The following is a 19,790-nucleotide window of genomic DNA, read 5'->3' as shown; positions in this document are numbered from 1 at the left end:
CGTCGACGATTTGGCTGTGCATTGTCCAATTTGCCAAAGAATATCGTCATCGTATTCGCGTCCACCCATGAATCGGCACATTTATCAATGGTTGTTCGCGGGAGTTCCGGCCGGTAACGTCTCGCGTGGCGACTAGCCGAGCCTTCGTGAAAGGGTCGACGCGTCATGACGGTTGCTGGCTTCACGAGATATCCGCCCTTCATCGACGACCTCGCCCGAAGCGAATCGGGACGACTGCTGCACGCCGAACTCCTCCGGCGGTGGCCGGAGACGGCCGAGCAGCCCGCCGCGATCGCCCGGTACGCGCTGCTGCCCGCCGGCAAGCTGCTCCGCCCGATGATGACGCTGCACGCCGCGGAAGCGGTGGGCGGGTCGTCCCGGGACGTGCTCGCCGCCGCGCTCGGCCTGGAGTATCTGCACGTCGCGACGCTCGTGCACGACGACATCATCGACGCCGACACGATGCGCCGCGGCCGGCCGGCGGTTGCGGTCGCGTTCGGCATCCCGAACGCCATCGTGACCGGCGACCACCTCATCTTCCAGGCGTTCCAGGCCATCGTGGACGGCGGCGGCGCGGTCCCGCCCGGCCACGTCGTCGCCGCGGTCACCGCGTTGGCCGAGGCGGGACAGGACCTGTGCCGGGGCCAGGCCGTCGAGGCCCAGCTCGTCGGCGACCTGGACGCGGGCGCCCGGTGGTACGCGGAGATGATCCGCCTCAAGACCGGCTCCCTGTTCCGCGCCGCGTGCCACATCGGCGCCCTGCTCGGCGGCGCGGAACCGGGCGTGGCGTCCGCGCTGGCCCGCTACGGCGAGCACCTCGGCACGGCGTTCCAGATCCGCGACGACCTGCTGTCCTACGTCGCCACCCCGGAGCAGACCGGGAAGCCGGCGACCAGTGACCTCAACAACGGCCGACCGACCCTGCCGCTGCTGCTGGCGTACGACGCGGCCACCGACACGGATCGCGTCGAGCTGATGGCGGTGCTGCACCGGCGCGGCGCCGGCCCCGGCGACGTCGAGTGGGTCACCGCGCTGCTCCGCGACGTCGACGCGGTGGCGGGCGCGCGCCAGCGGATGGCGGAGCACGCCGAACGGGCCCGCGCCGAACTGGCCGTGCTCGCCCCCTCCGCGAGCGCGGACGTGCTGGCCGGCATCGCGCGTTGGATGACGAGCGAGATGGCGTGAGGGCCGCCCGGGCGCTGCGGGCGCACGTGGAGACCTGGCGGCCCTACACGCTCTGGTACGTCGGGCTGGTGGGTCTCGGCGGGGCGGCGGTGGTGGACGGAGCCCACCATCCGTGGCGGCTCCTGTCGGCCTGGGCGGCGCCCACCGCCGGTTGGCTCGGCGGCCACTACCTCGGTGACTGGTTCGACCGGGAGCTGGACGCCGGCAGCAAGCCGCACCGGCCGATCCCGTCCAGCCGGCTGGGCGCGCGTACCGCGTTGGGGTGCGGCTTCGCCTGCTTCGCCGTCCTCGCGGTCCTCGCCGTGGCCGGCGGCTGGGGCACCACGACGGCGGCGCTGCTGGCCGGCTGCGGCATCGTCGCCTACAGCCGCTGGTTCAAGGCCCGCGGGTTCGCCGGCAACCTGGTGCGCGGCGGGCTCGGCGCGGTCGCGCTGCTCTACGGCGCGCTCGCCGTCGGGCTGCCGGCGGACCCGTCCCCGGTCCTGCCCGTCCTGCTGGCGCTGACCGTCGCGTTCTGGGCGCACGATGCCATGTCCAACCTCGTCGGGGCGCTGCGGGACATCGACGGCGACCGCGCGGGCGGCTACCGGACGCTGCCGGTCGGGCGCGGTGTCCCGTTCGCGGTCCGGACCGTGCTGGCGCTCTACGCCGGCACGCTCGGCGCGGCCCTCACCGCCGGCCTGCTGGCCGACCGGAGCGGGCGGGCCGGCTACCTGGCGACCCTGCTCGTCGTCGGCGTCGTGGGCCTCGCCGCGCTGCGGCCGTTGCTGGCGCACCACACCGACATGCCCGTCATGGTGGCGCTGCGCGCCCACTCCGTGCTGGTCGTCGAGCGGGTCGTGCTGGCCTCGGCCGTGGTCGGGCTCGGCCTCGGCGTCGCGGTGCAGCTCGTGCTCGCGCTGCCGATGGTGGCGCTGACCTGGTGGGCGCAGCGCGGCATGCGCGCCCGGCACGAACTGGGGCCGGCCCCCGCCGACCTGGCCCTGGCCACCCCCCGTCGAATGTCCCTGGAGGACGCGCCATGACCGCTGTCACCGCCGAGGCCGTGGGGCGGACGATCACCGCCGGCGCCGAGGCGCTGCTGCGCCGCCGACGCCCCGACGGCGTCTTCGGCGACGACCCGCCGGCCTCGGTGCTGGGCACCGCCGGCGCGGTGGCCGCGCTGCACGCCGCCGACCCGGTGGGCAGCGCCGACCTGGTCGACGCCGGCGCCGGCTGGCTGCGCCGGCAGCAGCACGACGACGGCGGCTGGGGCGGCGTGGTGGGCGCGGAGAGCGAGGTCGTCCCGACCGCGGTCGCGGTCGCGGCGCTGGCGCTGAGCGCCCCGGCGGCCAGCGCCGAGGCGATCGCCGCCGGCCGGGCCCGGCTGGCCGGGATGGGCGGCGTCGACGCGGTCACCGACCGGGCCATCTCGCTGCTCTGCCGCCAACTGCTCACGATGGCCGGGATGACCGCCGAGGCCGGTCCGCTGCGCCGGCTGCCGCTGGAGATCGTGCTGTTCGACCGGGTCCGCCGCCGGCGGCTGTCGTTCCGCACCGCGCCCTTCGTCGGGCTCGCCCTGATGCAGGCCGACCTGCTGCCCGCCGGCCGCCTGCGCCGGGCCACGCTGCGCCGGGCCCGCCCGGTGGCGGTCCGCCTGCTGCGCGCCATCTTCGACCACGAGGGCCGTACCGGCGCGTTGAGCGAGGACCCGTGGCCCGCCGCGCTGGTGCTGCTCGGGCTGGCCCGCAGCGGCGAGGCGCCGGACATCGCCGCGGCCGTGGTCGGCTGGCTGCGGCGGGCGGTCCGCCCCGACGGCGCCTGGGACGCCGTGACGAACCTGGACCTGACCCGCTCCGGGTACGCGGTGACCGGCCTGATCGCCGCCGGGTACGCCGCCGACCCGCGGCTGCGGGCCACCCGCGAGTTCTTCCACGCCACCCAGAAGCCCGCCGCGTTCGAGGTGCTGGACGTGCCGCCGGGCGGGTGGAGCTACTCCAACGTGGGCGGCTGGCCGGTGACGCTGGAGTCCGCCGAGATCCTGTCGGCGCTCGCCGGCTATCCCGACGCCGCCACCGACCCGGTGCTGCGTACCGGCCTGGCCTGGCTGGTCGACCGCCAGGACAGCCGCGGCTCGTGGAGCCTGTGGGTCCGCGACACCCAGCTCGCCAACGACGGTCCCTGCCCGGCCATCACCAGCCAGGCGATCCTCGCCCTGCACGAGGCCGGCCATCCCGACGACCACCCGGCGATCGCCCGGGCGGCGGCCTGGCTGCTGACCCGCGCGGCGCCCGACGGCACGTTCGAGAACCTCTGGTACCGCGACCACACCTCCGGCACGGCCGTGGTGGTGGGCGCGCTGTCCCGGGTCGGCCACGCCCGGCACGAGGTGGTGCGACGGGCGGCCCGGTGGCTGCGCGGGACGCAGTTGCCGGACGGCTCGTGGGGCCCGGGTGACGGCACGCCCGGCACGGTCGAGGAGACGTCGTGGGCCGTCCAGGGCCTGCTCGCCACCGGCGATCCCGACGTCGAGGCCGCCGTGGAGCGGGGCGTCGCCTGGCTGGTGGCGGCGGCCGGCCCGGACGGCGGGTGGCCGGCGGCCCGGGTGTGCAACTACATCCGCCACCACATGCGCTACCCCAACGCGGTGATCACCCAGGCGGTCGCGTTGCGCGCGCTCGGCGAGTACCGCCGGGCCACCGCCGGGCGGCCGGACGTCGCGCCCGGTGCGGTGGCCCGATGAGCCCGGACGTCGTGGTGGTGGGCGCCGGCGCCGGCGGCCTGGCGAGCGCCCGCGCGCTGGGCGCGCTCGGGCTGCGGGTGCTCGTGCTCGACCGCCAGCGCACCCCCGCGTCGATCGCCAAGGGCGAGATCCTCCAGCCCGAGACCGTTCGCATCCTCGACTCGTGGGGGGTCCTCGACGCCCTGCGCGCCACCGGCGCCCGCCCGGTCGGCCGGCTGGCCATCCGGGACCCGGACGGCGGGCCGCTGCTCTGCCTCGACTACGCCGGCCTGCCGGGCGGGTACCGGGAGATCCTCTGCGCCGACTACGGCGACCTGCGCGGCGTACTCGCCGACGGGCTGCCCGCCACCGTGGAGGTCCGGTGGGGCCGGCGGGTGACCGGCCCGCTGCGTGCCGACGACGGTCGGGTCACCGGCGTCCGGGTCGCCGGCGACGGGGGCGAGCAGGACGTTCCGGCGGCGCTGGTGGTCGCCGCGGACGGCATGTCCTCCCCGCTGCGACGGGCGGCCGGCGTGACTGTCGAACGCCGCGAGTACCCGCACGGTCTGGTCGCGTTCGACGTGGCCGACGCCGAGGTGGCCGACGAGGTGACGGCGTACCGGACCGGGCGCGGCCTGTGCCTGGTCTACCCGCTGCCCGGCGGGCGGTGCCGGCTCTACGTCCAGGTCACGGGGGACGAGTTCCGGGGCCGGGCCGACCTGGGCGCGTGGTGCGACCGGCTGCTCGCCGACGTGCCGGCGATCCGACCGATCGGCGCCGCGATCCGGGCCAGCCTGCACCGCCGCCAACTCCTCGCGGTCTACCGGCTGCGCACCGACCGCCTGGCCGTGCCCGGCCTGGCGCTGGTCGGCGAGGCGGCGCACGCGGTGCACCCGATGGCCGCGCAGGGCGTGAACAGCTCCCTGGGCGACGCGGAGACGCTCGCGGCCAGCCTGGCGGCCGAGGGCGGCACGCCGGCGCCGGCGTCCGTCGACCGGGCGCTGCGGGCCTTCGAGGCCGCGCGCCGGCCCCGCCTCGACCACGTCGCGACCGTCAGCCACAACGCCTCCCGCATGATCACCAGCGTCTCCGGGCTGCCGAAACTGCTCGGCGTACGGATGATGCGCCGCACCGCCGCCAACCCGAGGCTGCTCGGGCTCACCGCCGGCAACCTCTCCGGCACGGACGTCCGGCCGCTCTCCCTCGTCGACCGGCTCTACCAGCTCGGGCTGCTCACCGACCGGCACGCCCGCGTCCCCTCCCCGCCGGCCCCGTCCAGAAGCGAGCGATCATGACCCCAGCCACCGCCGTCGACACGCCGCCGGTCGACCTGTCGATGAACGAGACGCCGTACCCGCCGCTGCCGGGCATCCGGCGGATCGTCGCCGACGGCGCCGCGACCCTCCAGCGGTACCCGGACCGCACCTCGTCGGCGCTGGTGGCGGCGCTGGCCGCCCGGCTGGCGGTGGGGCCGGAGTCGATACTGGTCGGCCCCGGCTCGGCCGGGCTGTGCCAGCACCTGGTGCAGTCGCTGGGCCCCCGGCCTGAGGTCGTCCACGCGGCGCTGTCGTTCGAGGGCTACCCGCTGATCGTCCGCAACGCCGGCGCGACCGCGGTGCCGGTGCCGCTGGACGGCTACGACCACGACCTGCCCGCGATGGCGGACGCGGTGACCGACCGGACCCGCTGCGTGCTGCTCTGCCACCCCAACAACCCGACCGGGACGGCGCTGCGGCGAGCCGAGGTGCGCGCGTTCCTCGACCGGATCCCGGCCGACGTCCCGGTCATCGTCGACGAGGCGTACCGGGAGTTCGTCACCGACCCGGACGCGCCGGACGGGATGGAACTGTTCCGGGCGTACGACAACGTCTGCGTGCTGCGCACCTTCTCCAAGGCGTACGGTCTGGCCGCGCTGCGCGTCGGCTACGCCGTGGTGCCGCCCCGGCTGCTCCCGGCGGCGGCGCTGACCGGGGCGGTGTTCTTCCCGAACGCGCTCGCCCAGGCGGCGGCCGTGGCGAGCCTGGCGCCGGAGGTCACGCCGGAGCTGACGCGGCGGTGCGCGGACCTGGTGGCGGCGCGCGCCGGCCTGATCGACGCGTTGCGGGGCCTGGGGCTCACCGTGGCGCCCAGCGAGGCCAACTTCGTGTGGCTGCCGCTGGGGGAGCGGGCGGTGCCGTTCGCCGACCGGGCCCGGGCGGCCGGCATCCTGGTGATGGCGCTGCCGGGCGCCGGTGTCCGGATCACGGTCGGCTCGGACGAGGCGAACGACCGGCTCTGCGCGTTCGTCCGGGCGGCGCTCGCCGAGGGGTTCTGAGTCAGCGCGGAGACCGCGCGTCGCCGGCCGATCGCCGCGCCGTGAGGCGGGCGCGTGCCCAGCGCAGTCACGTGCATACGGTTGCGGTGTGAGGCTTGTGGCGCTCTCCGATATCGCGGACATGCTCGGTGGCGTGTCGCGCACGCGGGCGACCGAGATCACGAACCGGTCCACCTTCCCGGAGCCCATCGACACGGTGGCGAGTGGCAAGGTCCGGGTGTGGGACCGCGCCGACGTCGAAGCCTGGATCAGGCGGTACCGGCCGAACCAGCCCCGTGGCGGGGACGACGAACAGCCCTGACGCGACGGACCATCGGATGTTCGGCTCTTGAGGGACGGCGCGGAGGGCCGCCTGGCCTCGGGCGAGGTCGGTGACCCGCCCCGGACCTCCGGGTGATCGAAGCGAGCCGGGTGATCGATAGCCGGCGACGGGAGCCCGCTCGCCGGCCAACACTGATACGCCTATGGGCAAGGTCGAGAGCTGGCCCCGGGCCCGATCAGCTCGGTGTGGTGGCTGTGCCACACCCACTGGTCGGAGCCGTGGTCGACCCGGGTGCTGCACCGGTGACGAACGAGGTCCACCTCGATCTCCGGAGGCGGTGGGTCGGCCCAGGGAGGCGTTCCGGTCAGCATCGCGTCGGCGTGGTAGACGAACCGGTCCGGCAGCGTGTAGTCCCGCCGGAACTCCGTGCCCCACTGCGAGTTGCTGCCCCATCCGTGGGAGAGGTCGGCGACGTCCCGGTACCGTCGCCGCCACGCCCAGTACAACGTCGACGTCGTGGCGAGCCCGGGATCCAGATGGTCCGCCCCGGCCATGACGCTCGCGCCACCACGGACCAGCAACAGCGATCCGACGAGGCAACCCGGCCACCACTGCCCGATCAGGACCGGCTCCTGTCGGGGATCGTCGGCCGGCTCCGCCTCGACGATCTCGTGCAGGAAGGGGTGGAACCGGTCCGGATCGGTGAACGTGCCGCCGATCGCGGTGCCGAACCGGTGGTACGCCGAGAGCGGAAGCCAGTCCGCGGGCTCGCCGACGCGCGTCGCGGGTGGCTGATGGGGGAGGATGAGCAACTCCATCACCCGGCTGAGCGCGTACAGGGCGTACAGATCCTGGTGATCGAGCGCGACGGTGGCCATCTTCGCGTCGCCCACCCGCCGCAGCGCCGACAGGATCGCCGGATTGGCCGCGATCCAGGGTGCCAGGACGTGCCGGTCCCACTCCCCGCCCCGGTATCCGAGGGTCGGGTCGAACAGGCCGGTGCGGATCTCGGTCGCCGCATCCGGTGGGAACATCCGTTCGGCCCGCACGGCGTTCACCTTTCCGACTCGTACCGGCGACGTCGCCGGCCCGGTGGAGATCAGTCCCGACCCCGATCCGGCTCGGTCGCCAGCAGGCACAGGTAACGCAGGTCCGGATCGTAGTCGGCGGCCACCACCCGGGGCGCGACGGCGTCGCCGAGCCGGTCCGGCAGCGCCCACCAGACGCCGGTGGACGGTTGTCCCGGCGGCACGACCGTGACCGGCCCGCCGGGCGGGGGCCGGACCCCGGCCAGGGCGGGCCCGAGCACCACCGAGACGTCCGCGCGCCCGGCGCCCAGCGCGCGCAACTCGGCCGTCGCCAGCGCGGCCACGTCGTCCGGCCCGACGTCCGCGTGCTGCCGGAGCGAGGTCACCCGCGCGCTGTCGTCGGCCGGGCCGTCGCCGAGCAGCAGCGCCACCGCCCGGTGCCGGTCCGGCACGGCAACCCCCGGGTCGTACGGCAGCACGGACTGCTCGACGACGAGGAGCAGGGCCCGGCGGTACGCGTGGGCGCCGGCGATCCGCAGCCCGGTGAACGCCGCCGCCGACCCCTGGTCGCAGAGCGCGAAGGACATCGGCGTGCCGGGGCAGACGTGACTGAGGTAGGCCGCGGTGGCCCGGCCGGGCAGCGCGTCGTGCACGGCGAACGCCAGCACCAGCAGGTCGACCGGCTCGTCCTCGGGCACGAGCGCCCCGATCAGCTCGGCGGCCATCTCCCCGTAGGACTGGCCCCGCGCCGCCGCGTCGACCCGCAGGTCGTACGGGCGCACCAGGTCGGTCAGGTACTCGCCGGCACGTTCGCGCAGCACCGGATCGTCGAGCAGCGCCGCCGGGCCGGTGAACTCCCGGCGCGCGGCGCGGATCAGGTGCAGGTCGGTGCCCATGACGCTCCCCGGTCAGTGCTCGAAGACCATGGCGGCGAACGTGGCCCCGTCCCCGGCGCCGACGGCCGCCACGAGGTACCGGTCGCCCGGCCGCAGCAGGTCGCGTTCCCGCGCGGTGCGGTAGTTGACGAACGCGTCCGCGCAGAACACGTGCCCGGCGCCGGTGACGTTGTCCAGCAGCACCCGGTCCAGCGGGAACCCGATCAGCTTGACCAGCCGCTTCCAGGTCATCAGGTTGACGTTGTGCGGCAGGATCAGCCGCAGGTCGGCGAGCGTCGTGCCGGTCCGCGCCAGGGCCCGACCGATCACCTCGGCCAGCGCCGGCCGGTACTCGCGCTGGAACCGGGCCGGGGACGCGCCGCCGGCCACGTCGAACTCGCCCCGCTGCGCGACGGCGTACGCGAGCAGCCGGTCCCGGCGGCCGTGCGCGCTGACCAGGCACGCGGACGCGCCCTCGCTGAACACCGACGTCTCCGGGATGAACTGGGCGTCGCGGGTGAACGCCTTCTCCCCGGTGAGGACCAGCGCGAGCGGCTCGTCGCCCGGCGGGTGCGGCTCGGCGGCCAGCAGCCGGCCGGCCACGTCGACCGCGGCCAGCGCGCTCGCGCAGGACTGCTGCGTCAGCGTGAACGCCAGCGCGTGGCCCAGACCGACCGCCCGGCAGACGTCGTGCAGCGGGTTCGCCGGGTACGGCGCCACCACCGGGAAGGCCCGCGCGTACACCACGAAGCGCACCCGGTGCGCGACGTCGCGCAGCGCGGTGAGGCCGTCGACCGCGTGCCGCAGCAGGTCGGTCAGGGACAGGTCGGGGTCGTGGCGCACCTCGGTCAGCCCGTGGAACCGCCGGAACAGCCGGATCTGCATCTCGGTCAGGCGCAGCGGCGCGGCCAGACTCTCGATCGGCACGCGGCGGGTCGGCAGGAACACCGAGACGGCGTCGACAGCCGTCATCCGCACACCGTCACGGAGAGGATCAGATCAACGACGCCGGTGGATGTCAACGCGCGTGGCATCATATCGACGTGGCTCGGTTCCTCTTCGTGGTGCTGCCGGTTTTCTCCCATCTGAACGCCCCGCTCGCCATCGGCCAGGCGCTGACGGCGGCCGGACACGAGGTGGCCTGGTGCGGTCCCCGCAGCGACCTGCGTCCGCTGATCGGCCCGGACGCCACGCTGTTCCCGACCGGGAAACGCTGGTACCGCCCGGACGACGAGTCCGGGATGGCCGCGGTGCGCAGCCTCTGGACGGGGCACGTGCTGCCGGTCAACCGCTTCATCCGGGACGCCGCCGAGCAGGCGGTCACGGAGTACCGGCCGGACGTCGTCGTCGTCGACCAGTACGCGCTGGCCGGCGCGCTGGCCGCACACCGGCACGGCGTGCCCTGGGCGACGTTCTGCGTCGGCATGCTGGAACTGACCCCGCCGACGGCGGAGATGCCCGAGTTCACCGACTGGGTGGCGGCCCAGGTGCGGCGCGTGTGGGCGATGACCGACCTGCCCGTCGACGAGACGCTCGACCTGCGCTTCTCGCCGTACCTGGTGATCGGGCTGACCACCACGGCGCTCACCGGCCCGGCGCCGATGCCGGCGCGGTGCGTGCTGACCGGGCCGGCGCTGGGGCGGCGGCCGAACGCGCCCGACTTCGACTGGGCCGCCTGGGCGCCGGACCGCCGGCACGTGCTGGTCACCGTCGGGACGATGGCCGAGCACCTGGCCCGCGACTTCTACCGGCGGGTGACGGCCGCCACCGCGCCGCTCGCCGACCGGCTCCAGGTGATCCTCACCGCCCCGGCGGACCTGGTGCCCGACCCGCCGGCACACGTGCTGGTCGCGCCCCGGGTGCCGGTGCTGGAGCTGATGCCCCGGCTGGACGCGGTGGTCTCGCACGGCGGGCTGGGCACGGTCTCCGAGGCGCTGGCGCACGGCGTGCCGGTGGTGGTCGCGCCGATCCGGCACGACCACCCGGCCATCGCCCGCCAGGTGACCCGGGCCGGCGCCGGCCGCGAGGTCTCCTTCCACGAGGCGACCCCGGCGGAACTGACCGAGGCGGTGACCGCGGTCCTCGACGATCCGGCGTACCGGGCCGGGGCGGCCCGCGTCCGCGACTCGTTCGCCGCGGCCGGCGGCGCGAGCGCGGCGGCGGCGCACCTCGCCGCGCTGGCCGCGACGCCGTGACGCCGACCCGCGGCGAACCGGAACGCATCGACCGTTGTCCCACGCCCGGGCCCGCACTAGCCTGACCTGACGCTCCCGTCCGGCCACCGTCGTGAACGGACGGTGCGCGACGTGGGCCGGCCCCGCGTCGTCGCCGCACGAGGAGGCTCGATGATCGAGGCCACCGGCCTACGCAAGACCTTCCGGGTGGGGCGTGGTCGCGGCGCCAGCACGGTCGAGGCGGTCCGTGGCGTCGACTTCGCGGTCCGGCGGGGCGAGATCGTCGGCTTCCTCGGCCCGAACGGCGCGGGCAAGTCCACCACCCTGCGGATGCTGGCCACGCTGCTGCGTCCCAGCGGGGGCGTGGCGACGATCGCGGGCGTCGACCTGCTGCGCTCGCCGGCCCAGGTGCGCCACCGGATCGGGTTCGTGGCGCAGGCCAGCGGCACCTACGACGACTCCACCGCCCGCCGGGACCTGATCCTCCAGGCGCGGATGCACGGCCGGTCGAAGGGCGTGGCGCAGGAGCTGGCGGCGGCGGCGATCCGCGCGTTCCAGCTCGACGACTTCGCCGACCGCAGGATCCGGACGTACTCCGGTGGGCAGCGCCGGCGGCTCGACGTCGCGCTCGGGGTCATCCACTCGCCGCAGGTGATGTTCCTGGACGAGCCCACCGCGGGCCTCGACCCGCCCAGCCGGGCCCGGATGTGGCAGGAGGTCCGGCGGCTGCGCGAGGACGGCATGACGATCTTCCTCACCACGCACTACCTGGACGAGGCGGACAGCCTGTGCGACCGGGTCTCCATCATCGACGCCGGCCGGATCGTGGCCGAGGGCACGCCGTCGGCGCTCAAACGGGAGATCTCCGGTGACGTGGTCGCGATCGACTTCACCGCCGCCGACCTCGCCGACCCGGCCGGCGGCGGCCTGCCGGCCGCGACGAAGGTACTCGCCGAGGCGCCCTACGTCCGCGGGTCCGAACCGGTCGACGGCGCCCTGCGGCTCTACGTGGACAGCGCCGCCACGGCCATCCCGCAGATCATGCGGGCGCTCTACGACCGGGGCATCGAGCCGGGCGCGATCGAGGCCCGCCGGCCCAGCCTCGACGACGTGTTCCTGGCCAAGACCGGCCGTTCGCTGGAGGAGTGACCGTGCGAGTCGTCCGTGACACCTGGCTGATCTTCCAGCAGGAGGCCGGCCTGATGGTGCGCAACCCGGTGATGGTCGCGTTCAGCCTGGCCCAGCCGATCACCTACCTCATCCTGTTCGCGCCGTTCCTCAAGGTGGTGATGGTCGACCGGGGCGCCTCCACGTACGCGGACGCCTACCGCATCTACGTCCCGGGCCTGTTCGTGGCGATGGGCCTCTTCGGTGGCCTGTTCGCCGGCTACGGGCTGCTCAGCGCGCTGCGCGCCGGCATCATCGAACGCTGCCGGGTGACCCCGGTGAGCCGGACCGCCCTGCTGCTGGGCCGCGCCCTGATGCACGTGTGCCTCAACGTGGTGCAGGCGGTCGTGATCACGCTCGTGGCGTTGCCGTTCGGGCTGCGCGTGCACCTGGCCAACCTGCTCGTCTCGTACGCGCTGCTGGCCGTGATGGTGCTGCTGAGCACGTCCATCTCGTACGACATCGCGTTGCTGGTCCGCAACGAGAACAGCCTCGGCGTGCTGGTGAACACCGTGGGCCAGCCGATCTCACTGCTGGCCGGCGTGCTCATCCCGCTCGTGCTCGCCCCGATGTGGATCCAGCGGGCGGCGCTCTGGAACCCGTTCGCCTGGGCCACCGACGGCATGCGGGCGCTGTTCGCCGGCCAGATTTTCCAGACCGTGGTCTGGCAGGGCGCGCTCATCATGACCGGGCTGGCCGCCGCCAGTCTGTTCTGGTCGTCGCACCTGTTCAACCGCGAGGTCTCCTGACCGCCGGCACATCGACCATTGTCTCGCCGTGGCCGGCGCTCTAGCCTGATCGTGTCCTGGCGCGGCGGGGGCGCTTTCGGTGAGCGTGTCACGTGGGGAGGCGACTCGTTTGGGTGCCGACAACTTCCGGGCGACCCTGGCGGCGGACCAGGAACTCGGCGCGGGCAACGTGCTGCTCCGGTTGGCCGAGCACGGCGCCGACATGCGGACGCCCCGGGTGACGTTCGACGTCGACGTCGACGGCATCCCCGCCTGGACACCGCTGTCGCTGGCCACCCTGACCGAGCGGGTCGCCGCCCGGGCGGCCTGGTTCGCCGGGCGCGGCATCGGCCGGCGCGACCCGGTCGCGGTCTACGTCACCTCCGCGCCGGACGTGTTCCTCAACTTCCTGGCCCTCACCCGGCTCGGGGCGATCCCGGCGCTGATGAACGGCAACATGCCGATCGAGTTGGCGGCCGAGTTCGTCAGGCGACTGCGCGGTGTCGGCGTGCTCGTCGACGCCGACCACGACGCACTGCGCGGGCACGACCTCGGCGTACCGGTCCTCGGCGACGCCGCCGAGACCGGCACCGGCGACCCGGCGCGGGCGCCCGCGCACCACCGGCACCATCCCGAGGACCCGGTCGTCATCACCCACTCCTCCGGCACCACCCGGGTGCCGGCCGCGATCGTCCACTCGCACCACGGCCTGTTCGCCGCGATCCGCGCCGTACGGCTCACCGAGTCCCGGCCGCACGGCGAGGTGCGGGAGATGTCCGCGCTGCCGGCCGCGCACGCCGCCGGCATCATCACGCTCAACCAGGCGCTCTGCAACGGCTACCAGTTGCTCTGCCTCTCGGCGCAGGGCGGCCCGTTCGCGCGCAGCGCCGAGACCGTCCTCGACGCCATCGAGCGGTGGCGCCCGACCGGTGTGTTCGGCTTCGCCGTGACCTGGTCCGAGCTGGCTCGCGTCGACCTGACCACCCGCGATCTCAGCTCGGTGCGCAACTGGTTCAACACCGGCGACTGCGCCCACGAGTCGCACGTCCGCCGGCTGGTCGCGGTCGGCAGCCATCCCACCTGGACCCCCGACGGGCCGGTCGACGTGCCCGGCTCGAAGTTCGTCGACATGCTCGGCTCCACCGAGATGGGGCACGGCGCGTTCCGGATCACCCACCGGCCCGGCAGTGACCGCTACGACCGCTGCGTCGGCAAGCCGTACCCGTTCGCCGAGATCGCGCTGCTCGACGTGGCCACCGGCGAGGAGGTGCCGGAGGGGCAGGTCGGGCACGTCGGGCTGAAGTCGCCGACGCTGGCCATCGGCTACTGGAACGACTCGGTCACCACGTACCGGACCCGCCTGAACGGTTACTACCTGACCGGAGACCTGATGTACCGCGACGCGCGGGGCGACTACCACCACGTCGACCGTGCCAGCGACGCGGTCGACCTGGGCGGCGGGACCTGGCTCTACACCGCGTTGTCCGAGGAACGCATCCTCGCGCACTGCCCGGACGTGCGGGACTGCACCGTCATCGCCGCCGCCGGGGACGACGGCGCCACCGTCACCGAGGTGCTGCTCCTGCTCACCGACGACGCCGACCCGGCGCTGGACCGCACCGAGCGGGTCCGGGCCGCGTTGGGCCCGGCGGTGGCCGCGACGCTGCGCCGGGTGGTGACCGTGCCCGACGACGGCGTGGTGATGGGTCCGACCGGCAAGGTCCGCAAGTTCCTGATGCGCCAGCGGCTGCTGGCCGACGCCGGAGCGTCCACCGCGGGGTGAGCCGGGCCGCGCGGTCGGCGTGCGGGCCCTATCCTCGTGCCGTGTCCTACGCCGCCCTCACGTCCGCCGAGTGGAACGCCATGTCCGACGACGCCGCGCACCGGGTCGCGGCGGGGATCGCCGACCGGCACGGCCTGACGCTGCGGGGCCTGGCGGTCCGGGCCGGCGCCGGGTGGTCGCACCGGCAGGCCCGGTTCGACCGGGACGGCACGCGGTTCGCGCTCGTCCCGGGCGGGCGACCGACACTCGGGTACGACGGCTCACGGTTCCGGCCGGACGCCGCTCAGGCGGCCGACTACGCGGAGAGCGCCGACGAGTACGGCCTGCCGCCCGTGCATGAGTTCGTCGACGCGATGACGTCGCCGGAACGGGTGGTGGAGATGCCGGCGATGCTGGTGGCGGTGGACGCGTTCGACCCCTGCGGCATGCCGCTGGCACCGGACGATCCGCGGGTGCGCGAGGTGGCCGCGTCGGCGGAGCCGGGGGTCGGCGGGATGCGGCGGGTCGGGCCGGACGGCGGGCTGCACGTCGAGTTCGACCGGGCCGGGCGGGTGACGCGGGCCCGGCTGATCCGACGTGTCTCGTACGACGAGGCGATGGCCGGGCTCGCGCGTCTGGACCTGCGGACCACCACCCCGGACGAGTGGGAGTGGGCGTGCGGGGCCGGCGCGACGACGCTCTTCCGTTGGGGTGACCACCACCCTGCCGACGGATACCCCTTCGACCACCGCACCGGTCCGCACCGGGAGGAGAACCGGTGGGGCCTGGCGATCGGGCAGGATCCGTACCGGCACGAGGCGACGACCGAGCGGACCGTGGTGTGCGGCGGCGACGGCGGCGGCGCGACCTGCGGTGGCAGCGGATTCTTCCTGGGCTGGCTCACCCTGGCGACCGCCTACCGGGATGACGACTTCGGTCGCTGGCTCGCCTCCGACGACGGCTACGCCGACGAGGTCCTCACCCGCCCGGTCGTCGAGCTGCGCTGACCGGACCACCGGTGGCCGGAGGTGGGCGCGCGGGCGCGGGAGTGCGCCGCCGTGCCAGAATCGTCAGCCGTGTCCTACCTCCCCTCGCAGCCGTACCCGCCGATGCCCGGCGCGGTCACGCCCCTGGTCGCCTACCCTCATCCGATCGCGCCGCCGCCGGGCTTCGCGGTGCTCGTCGTCTCGGTTAACCGGGGGCCCTACCTGGTGCCCGCGCCGACGACCAGCCGCTTCAAGGTGGACGGGCGGTCGGTGCCGATCCCCGGCGAGGGAACCTGGCACATCGCGGTCCCGGCCGGTCCGCGCGACGTCCGCTACACCGACTTCATGGGCATCCCGATCATCACCACGTCGGTGCTGGCCCAGCCTGGGGCCGCGCATCACCTGTCGTTCCGGTTCGGCGGCTGGCGCAACCGGGTCCACGACGCCTACGGCACCGACGTGACGCGGTTCGGCCTGTGGTCGAACTACAGCGTCGCGCTGGCCGCGCTGGTCGTCGTCGTGCCGCTCTGCTGCGGAGGGCTCGCGCTGATGGGCGTCTTCTCCACCTCCCCGTGACACCGTTCCGCCGGCCCGCTCCGTGATCCGACCACGATCACCGTTGAACCGCCGGCGATCCGGTCCGTAGTGAGCCCGACGGCAGGGTGGCGGTGGCACAGGAGAGGGAGGGCGACGCGTGCGGATGCGGTGGGCCGTGCTGGCGGTGCTGGTGCTGGTCGGGATCTGGCTGGTGCCGACCGGTCCGGCGCACGCCGCGCCGGCGGAGACCGGCCGGTACTACGTGGTCGGTCCGCCGGTCGACGGACAGCGGGAATACCTGTACGCCATCGCGTTGCGCACGCTCGGCAACGGTAACCGCTACCGGGAGATCGTCGACCTGAACACCGGTCGCGCCCAGCCGGACGGGGAGACGTTCACCGACGGGCTGGTGCTGAACCCGGGCTGGGTGCTCGTGCTGCCCCGGGACGCCAAGGGCCAGGGGGTACGCATCGGTCCGCTGCCCCGGATCCGGTCCGCCCCGCCGGCGACCCGGTCGCCGGACCCCGCCCCGTCCACGCCCGCCCGCACCACGGCGCCGCCGAGCCGCGTACCGCCGTCGACCCGGGCGCCCGCCACCACGAAGGCGGCGACGCGTCCCCCGGTCGCCACGGAGGTGGCCGCCCCGCCGCCGGGGGGACGCCGGACCTCGGACGGCGGGATCGACCCGATGGTGATCCGTGTCGGCGCGGGCGTGCTGTCGGTGCTGCTCGCGGCGGTGGCGATCGCGCTGCTGCGCCCGCGTCGCGCCGCTCGTGGCGTGTCCCTGGCCGGTGACGACGGGCCGTGGCCGCCCGAGCGGCACCACACGCCCGCACCCGGTGACCGCGTCGCGACCGAGTCGGCGCCGGCGGCAGCGGGAGGGGCAGCGGCAGCGGACGACGCCGCGAGGGCGGTCCGCCGGCCCGTCGGCGACCCGCCCGGATCGTCCCCGGCGGTCGCGCCGGACCCGCCGGCCGCCCGCTCGGGGAGCACCGCGACGAACTCGTCGGCTTCGCCGGCGCGGAACGCGACGAAGGCCGGCGCCGTCCACTCCCGACCCGCGCCGTCACCGGCCCCGCCGCCGGCCGGCCCGTCCGCCGCCGGGTCCACCCCGCCGGGCACACCCCGGGGGTCGGTCGCGGGCTTGGCCGACGCGTCGAAGCCGCGTCCGGCGACCTCGACGGCGTCCCCGGCCCCCCGTCCCGCCGCGTCGCCGGAGAACGCGACCGACACCAAGACCAGCCCCACCGACACCGACACCAAGACCGGCCCCACCGGCAGCGACACCGCGACCGGGACCAGCTCGACCGACACCTCGATCGGGACCGCGACCGGGACCGGCCCCGCCGGCCCCGCGGTCGGCACCGGGACCGGCCCCGCTGGCTCCGGGACGACGCCGGACGTGCCGCGCCCGCCGCTGCCCGCCGCGCACGAGGCGCCGTACCTCACCGCCGACCTGGAGACCGACGTCGGTCCGGCCCGGGTGCGGCTGGTCGGCGTGGCGGCCGGGCGGGGCGTGCCGCCGTACGCCTGGCTGGGCCCGGGGGAGACGGCCCCGCCGGCCGTGCTGCCGCTGGTGCTGGGGCGTCGCGGACCGTGGCGGCTGCACGTGGACCTGGCCCGGGTGCCCGACGTGTTCACGCTGGTCGGGCCGGCGGCGGTGTGTGGCCGCGCCGCCGCGACCCTCGCCGGCCGGCTGTCGGCCGCCGGGGTCGGCGTCGCCGTGGTGGGGGAGGCGCTGGGCGCCGAGCCGCCGGACGGCTACCGCCGGCTGGCCGGCCTGCCCGAGCCGCCGCGGCCGGGGGAGGACCTGCCGGCGCCGTCAGTGGTGTTCACCGCGGGCCCGTCCCCGGCCGGGGCGCGCGGCCTCGCCGCCGCCACCGGCGGACGGTGCGTGCCGGTGGTGCTGGGGCCGGTCCCGGCCGGCCGCTGGTCGCTTCAGTTCGAGGTGGCCGCCGGGCCGGTCGGGGCGGTCTGAACGCCGCGCGCCACCACGGGCAGCGGGCCGGCCGCCACGCCGGGCACCGCCTCCCACGCCCCGTCCCGCGCCCGGTGGACGCGGTCCACCTGGACCCGGTCGTAGGAGCGGCTGGTGAGGATCAGCTCGACGCCGGCCTGCCGCAGCCGCTCCGCGCGGCCACCGGCCAGCGGCAGCGCGGCCAGGGCGTCGGCGGTGGCGACGACGTCGAGCGTACGGCCGCGCGGCACCCGTACCTCCACGAGCAGCCGGCCGGCCCGGGCCGCCGGTCGCCGCCGGGACAGCGGCAGCCAACCCGGCGCCAGGCCGCGCGAGTGTGCCGGCAGCAGCGCGTACGCCCGCCGGGTGCCGTGTGCCGGCCAGCGGCTGACGTCGTGCGGCAGCCCGGCGCTCGACGCGTTCGTCGGCGCGGGGCGGATGCGCAGCGCCCCGCCGTCGAGCCCGTCGACGGGGCGCAGCCGGCCGTCGTCGGTGGCCCGGAACGCGCCCCGCACCCGCGCCCGGTCCAGCCGGCCGGCCGGCAGCAGGTAGGTGTCCGGGGCGCCGAGCAGGTACTGGAGTCGGGCCGGGACGTGCGAGCGCAGCACCTGCACCGGGATCGCGCCGCCCGGCTCGACCCGTACCCGCAGCAGGTCGGCCCGGTCCGGCGCGGACCGCGGGTCCAGGTAGCCGACCAGGAACAGCTCGGCGCTGGGTACGCCGTCGGCGGCGGCCCGCTCCAGGTCGCCGGTGACCGGCACGTACGCCTCGAACGCCTCGATCGTGACCTGCTGGCCGGGGCGCAGCCAGGGCGGCCCGTACCGGCCGGCGCGGCGCTGCTCGGCGGCCAGCGGGGGACGGGGCGAGGACTCCGGGACGCTGACGTCGTGGTCGTCGGGCACGTCGGCGGAGGGCGGCTCGACCACCCGCATCCCCTCGGCGTCGACGTTGGCGTCGGCGTCGGCGTCGGTCACCACGATGCGCTGCCGCGACGGGCGCGGCACCAGGAGACCGTCCGGTGTCGCGTCGACGCCCGGCGGGCCGTCGGCGTACCGGGGGCGGTGGGCCTGCCACGGCGCGACGCCGCCGGCCGCGTCGAGCGCGCGCAGGTGGCGATGGTCGGCGACGAGTTCGGCGCGTCCGCCCGGCGGCGGGGTCCAGACCGTGGCGCCGGTGGTCTCGGCCAGCTCGGCGGCCTGGGCCGCGAGCTTCGCCTGCTCGTCCGGCTCGGACGGCCAGGTGAGCCAGAGCCGCAGGTCGGCACCGTAGAGCGGCAGCTCACCGAGGAGCGCGGCCAGGTGCCCGGCGTCGCGGACCTGCTGGGTGCCGCTGTAGTCGCCGATCAGGAAGCCGCCGGAGCGGGCCGTGACGGAGACCGTGACCAGTTCCGTCGTGGTGGCGCCGAGCCGGTGGGCGGTGGCCCGGCGGGCCACGAAGTCGGCCCGGGTGGCCAACGCCACACCGGTGGGCAGCGGCAGGTTGACCACGCCGGTGCGGGGTCGGACCAGACCGTCCTCCACCGCGAACCAGCCGGGCAGCGGGGTGGCGAGGTCCGGCGGTTGCAGCACCAGCCAGTCCATCGGCTGCCGGGTCACGCGGTCCAGCGGCAACGCGTGCAGCGGCCCGTCGTCAGCGTCGGGCACCCGGCCGGGCAGGACCTGCCGGATGTCCGCGCCGTCCGGGCTGACCAGCACGTCGTGCCCGAGCAGGCCGGCCACCTCGGTGAACAGCTCGGCGTGGCGGGCCCCGTCGTCGGTGAGGATCCGGACGTCGTCGGCGGCGTCCCCGGTCCGCCGGACCAGGTCCGCCAGCGCGGGCGCGTCCAGCGGGCGGTCCGGGGCGGTGGGCAGCGCCGGCTTCCCGCGCGGGCCGCACACCAGCCACAGATCGAGCAGGCCGGGCACCCGCCGGTGCCGGCGCGGGTCGAAGCGGCGGGTGGTCGGCATCCGGTCGATTCCCCGGCCGTCCACGGGGGCGGTCCGTGCCAGCCCTGTCACCGCCGCCCCGCCTTCGTCACACAGTCGTCCCGCCGTCGGCCGGAGCCGTTCGACATCGAGGGCCGGTACCCTCGGCGGTCTCCATGACGGACGCCATGGAAATCTGGTTCAGATTGA

At 75.5% G+C, this 19,790-nt stretch carries 17 protein-coding genes; 13 read left to right on the top strand and 4 right to left on the bottom strand.

Going from position 1 to position 19,790, the window contains the following annotated elements:
- Window positions 1–165: 165 nt before the first annotated feature.
- The 6 genes from OG767_RS20105 (at window position 166) to OG767_RS20080 (ending at window position 6,501) form a co-directional block, all read left to right on the top strand.
- Window positions 166–1,185: a polyprenyl synthetase family protein gene (locus tag OG767_RS20105; RefSeq protein WP_405089967.1), complete on the top strand. Its 1,020-nt coding sequence runs from the start codon at window positions 166–168 to the stop codon at window positions 1,183–1,185.
- Window positions 1,182–2,210 carry a UbiA family prenyltransferase gene (locus OG767_RS20100; protein ID WP_281942314.1) on the top strand — a complete coding sequence of 343 codons (1,029 nt, stop codon included), beginning with the start codon at window positions 1,182–1,184 and terminating at the stop codon, window positions 2,208–2,210. Before OG767_RS20105 ends, OG767_RS20100 begins: the two co-directional genes overlap by 4 nt.
- Window positions 2,207–3,907, top strand: coding sequence for a prenyltransferase/squalene oxidase repeat-containing protein (locus OG767_RS20095; RefSeq protein WP_405089966.1), 1,701 nt, complete (start codon window positions 2,207–2,209; stop codon window positions 3,905–3,907). The genes OG767_RS20100 and OG767_RS20095 overlap by 4 nt, the downstream gene beginning before the upstream one ends.
- Complete coding sequence (locus OG767_RS20090; RefSeq protein WP_405089965.1) at window positions 3,904–5,181, top strand: FAD-dependent oxidoreductase; 1,278 nt, start codon at window positions 3,904–3,906, stop codon at window positions 5,179–5,181. Before OG767_RS20095 ends, OG767_RS20090 begins: the two co-directional genes overlap by 4 nt.
- Complete coding sequence (locus tag OG767_RS20085) at window positions 5,178–6,200, top strand: aminotransferase class I/II-fold pyridoxal phosphate-dependent enzyme (protein WP_405089964.1); 1,023 nt, start codon at window positions 5,178–5,180, stop codon at window positions 6,198–6,200. The genes OG767_RS20090 and OG767_RS20085 overlap by 4 nt, the downstream gene beginning before the upstream one ends.
- An 88-nt stretch (window positions 6,201–6,288) precedes the next feature.
- Window positions 6,289–6,501: an AlpA family transcriptional regulator gene (locus tag OG767_RS20080; RefSeq protein WP_107155144.1), complete on the top strand. Its 213-nt coding sequence runs from the start codon at window positions 6,289–6,291 to the stop codon at window positions 6,499–6,501.
- Between the two features lie 161 nt (window positions 6,502–6,662).
- Here the strand turns inward: OG767_RS20080 and OG767_RS20075 are convergent, their stop codons facing one another.
- From OG767_RS20075 to OG767_RS20065, 3 genes are read right to left on the bottom strand one after another with little or no spacing between them, the layout of a single operon-like run.
- Entirely contained in the window at window positions 6,663–7,511 is an 849-nt protein-coding gene (locus OG767_RS20075) for a hypothetical protein (protein ID WP_405089963.1), read from the bottom strand.
- A gap of 50 nt (window positions 7,512–7,561) precedes the next feature.
- Window positions 7,562–8,386: a 2-hydroxy-acid oxidase gene (locus OG767_RS20070; RefSeq protein WP_405089962.1), complete on the bottom strand. Its 825-nt coding sequence runs from the start codon at window positions 8,384–8,386 to the stop codon at window positions 7,562–7,564.
- 12 nt (window positions 8,387–8,398) lie between these two features.
- On the bottom strand, window positions 8,399–9,337 hold the full coding sequence (locus tag OG767_RS20065) for a 3-oxoacyl-[acyl-carrier-protein] synthase III C-terminal domain-containing protein (RefSeq protein WP_405089961.1): 939 nt from the start codon (window positions 9,335–9,337) through the stop codon (window positions 8,399–8,401).
- 71 nt (window positions 9,338–9,408) lie between these two features.
- Here OG767_RS20065 and OG767_RS20060 point away from each other — a divergent pair, with 71 nt between their 5' ends.
- From OG767_RS20060 to OG767_RS20030, 7 genes are all read left to right on the top strand, one after another.
- Complete coding sequence (locus OG767_RS20060) at window positions 9,409–10,560, top strand: glycosyltransferase (protein ID WP_405089960.1); 1,152 nt, start codon at window positions 9,409–9,411, stop codon at window positions 10,558–10,560.
- 150 nt (window positions 10,561–10,710) lie between these two features.
- Window positions 10,711–11,688, top strand: a complete 978-nt coding sequence (locus OG767_RS20055; protein ID WP_405089959.1) for an ATP-binding cassette domain-containing protein — start codon at window positions 10,711–10,713, stop codon at window positions 11,686–11,688.
- Window positions 11,689–11,690: 2 nt separating this feature from the next.
- Entirely contained in the window at window positions 11,691–12,455 is a 765-nt protein-coding gene (locus tag OG767_RS20050; RefSeq protein ID WP_281942290.1) for an ABC transporter permease, read from the top strand.
- 109 nt (window positions 12,456–12,564) lie between these two features.
- On the top strand, window positions 12,565–14,217 hold the full coding sequence (locus OG767_RS20045; RefSeq protein WP_405089958.1) for a class I adenylate-forming enzyme family protein: 1,653 nt from the start codon (window positions 12,565–12,567) through the stop codon (window positions 14,215–14,217).
- A 41-nt stretch (window positions 14,218–14,258) separates the two neighbouring features.
- Window positions 14,259–15,203: a hypothetical protein gene (locus OG767_RS20040; RefSeq protein WP_405089957.1), complete on the top strand. Its 945-nt coding sequence runs from the start codon at window positions 14,259–14,261 to the stop codon at window positions 15,201–15,203.
- Window positions 15,204–15,272: 69 nt separating this feature from the next.
- Window positions 15,273–15,758: a hypothetical protein gene (locus OG767_RS20035; RefSeq protein ID WP_281942285.1), complete on the top strand. Its 486-nt coding sequence runs from the start codon at window positions 15,273–15,275 to the stop codon at window positions 15,756–15,758.
- A gap of 118 nt (window positions 15,759–15,876) precedes the next feature.
- Window positions 15,877–17,697 (top strand): hypothetical protein, encoded by a 1,821-nt coding sequence (locus OG767_RS20030; protein ID WP_405089956.1) that lies wholly within the window; start codon window positions 15,877–15,879, stop codon window positions 17,695–17,697.
- Here the strand turns inward: OG767_RS20030 and OG767_RS20025 are convergent.
- Window positions 17,658–19,646: a hypothetical protein gene (locus OG767_RS20025; RefSeq protein ID WP_405089955.1), complete on the bottom strand. Its 1,989-nt coding sequence runs from the start codon at window positions 19,644–19,646 to the stop codon at window positions 17,658–17,660. The genes OG767_RS20030 and OG767_RS20025 overlap by 40 nt on opposite strands.
- Window positions 19,647–19,790: the final 144 nt, after the last annotated feature.

This window comes from Micromonospora sp. NBC_01392, assembly GCF_045040125.1.
In the GTDB taxonomy this organism is placed as follows: Bacteria; Actinomycetota; Actinomycetes; order Mycobacteriales; family Micromonosporaceae; genus Micromonospora.
The sequence above is the reverse complement of the archived record's forward strand: the minus strand, read 5'-3'. Positions and strand labels throughout refer to the sequence as shown.

Bases quoted from the DNA above. Each gene is read 5' to 3' on its own strand.
- OG767_RS20090 (WP_405089965.1), top strand. From the start codon at position 3,904: ATGAGCCCGGACGTCGTGGTGGTGGGCGCCGGCGCCGGCGGCCTGGCG.
- OG767_RS20055 (WP_405089959.1), top strand. From the start codon at position 10,711: ATGATCGAGGCCACCGGCCTACGCAAGACCTTCCGGGTGGGGCGTGGT.
- OG767_RS20095 (WP_405089966.1), top strand. From the start codon at position 2,207: ATGACCGCTGTCACCGCCGAGGCCGTGGGGCGGACGATCACCGCCGGC.
- OG767_RS20065 (WP_405089961.1), bottom strand. From the start codon at position 9,337: ATGACGGCTGTCGACGCCGTCTCGGTGTTCCTGCCGACCCGCCGCGTG.
- OG767_RS20085 (WP_405089964.1), top strand. From the start codon at position 5,178: ATGACCCCAGCCACCGCCGTCGACACGCCGCCGGTCGACCTGTCGATG.
- OG767_RS20070 (WP_405089962.1), bottom strand. From the start codon at position 8,386: ATGGGCACCGACCTGCACCTGATCCGCGCCGCGCGCCGGGAGTTCACC.
- OG767_RS20105 (WP_405089967.1), top strand. From the start codon at position 166: ATGACGGTTGCTGGCTTCACGAGATATCCGCCCTTCATCGACGACCTC.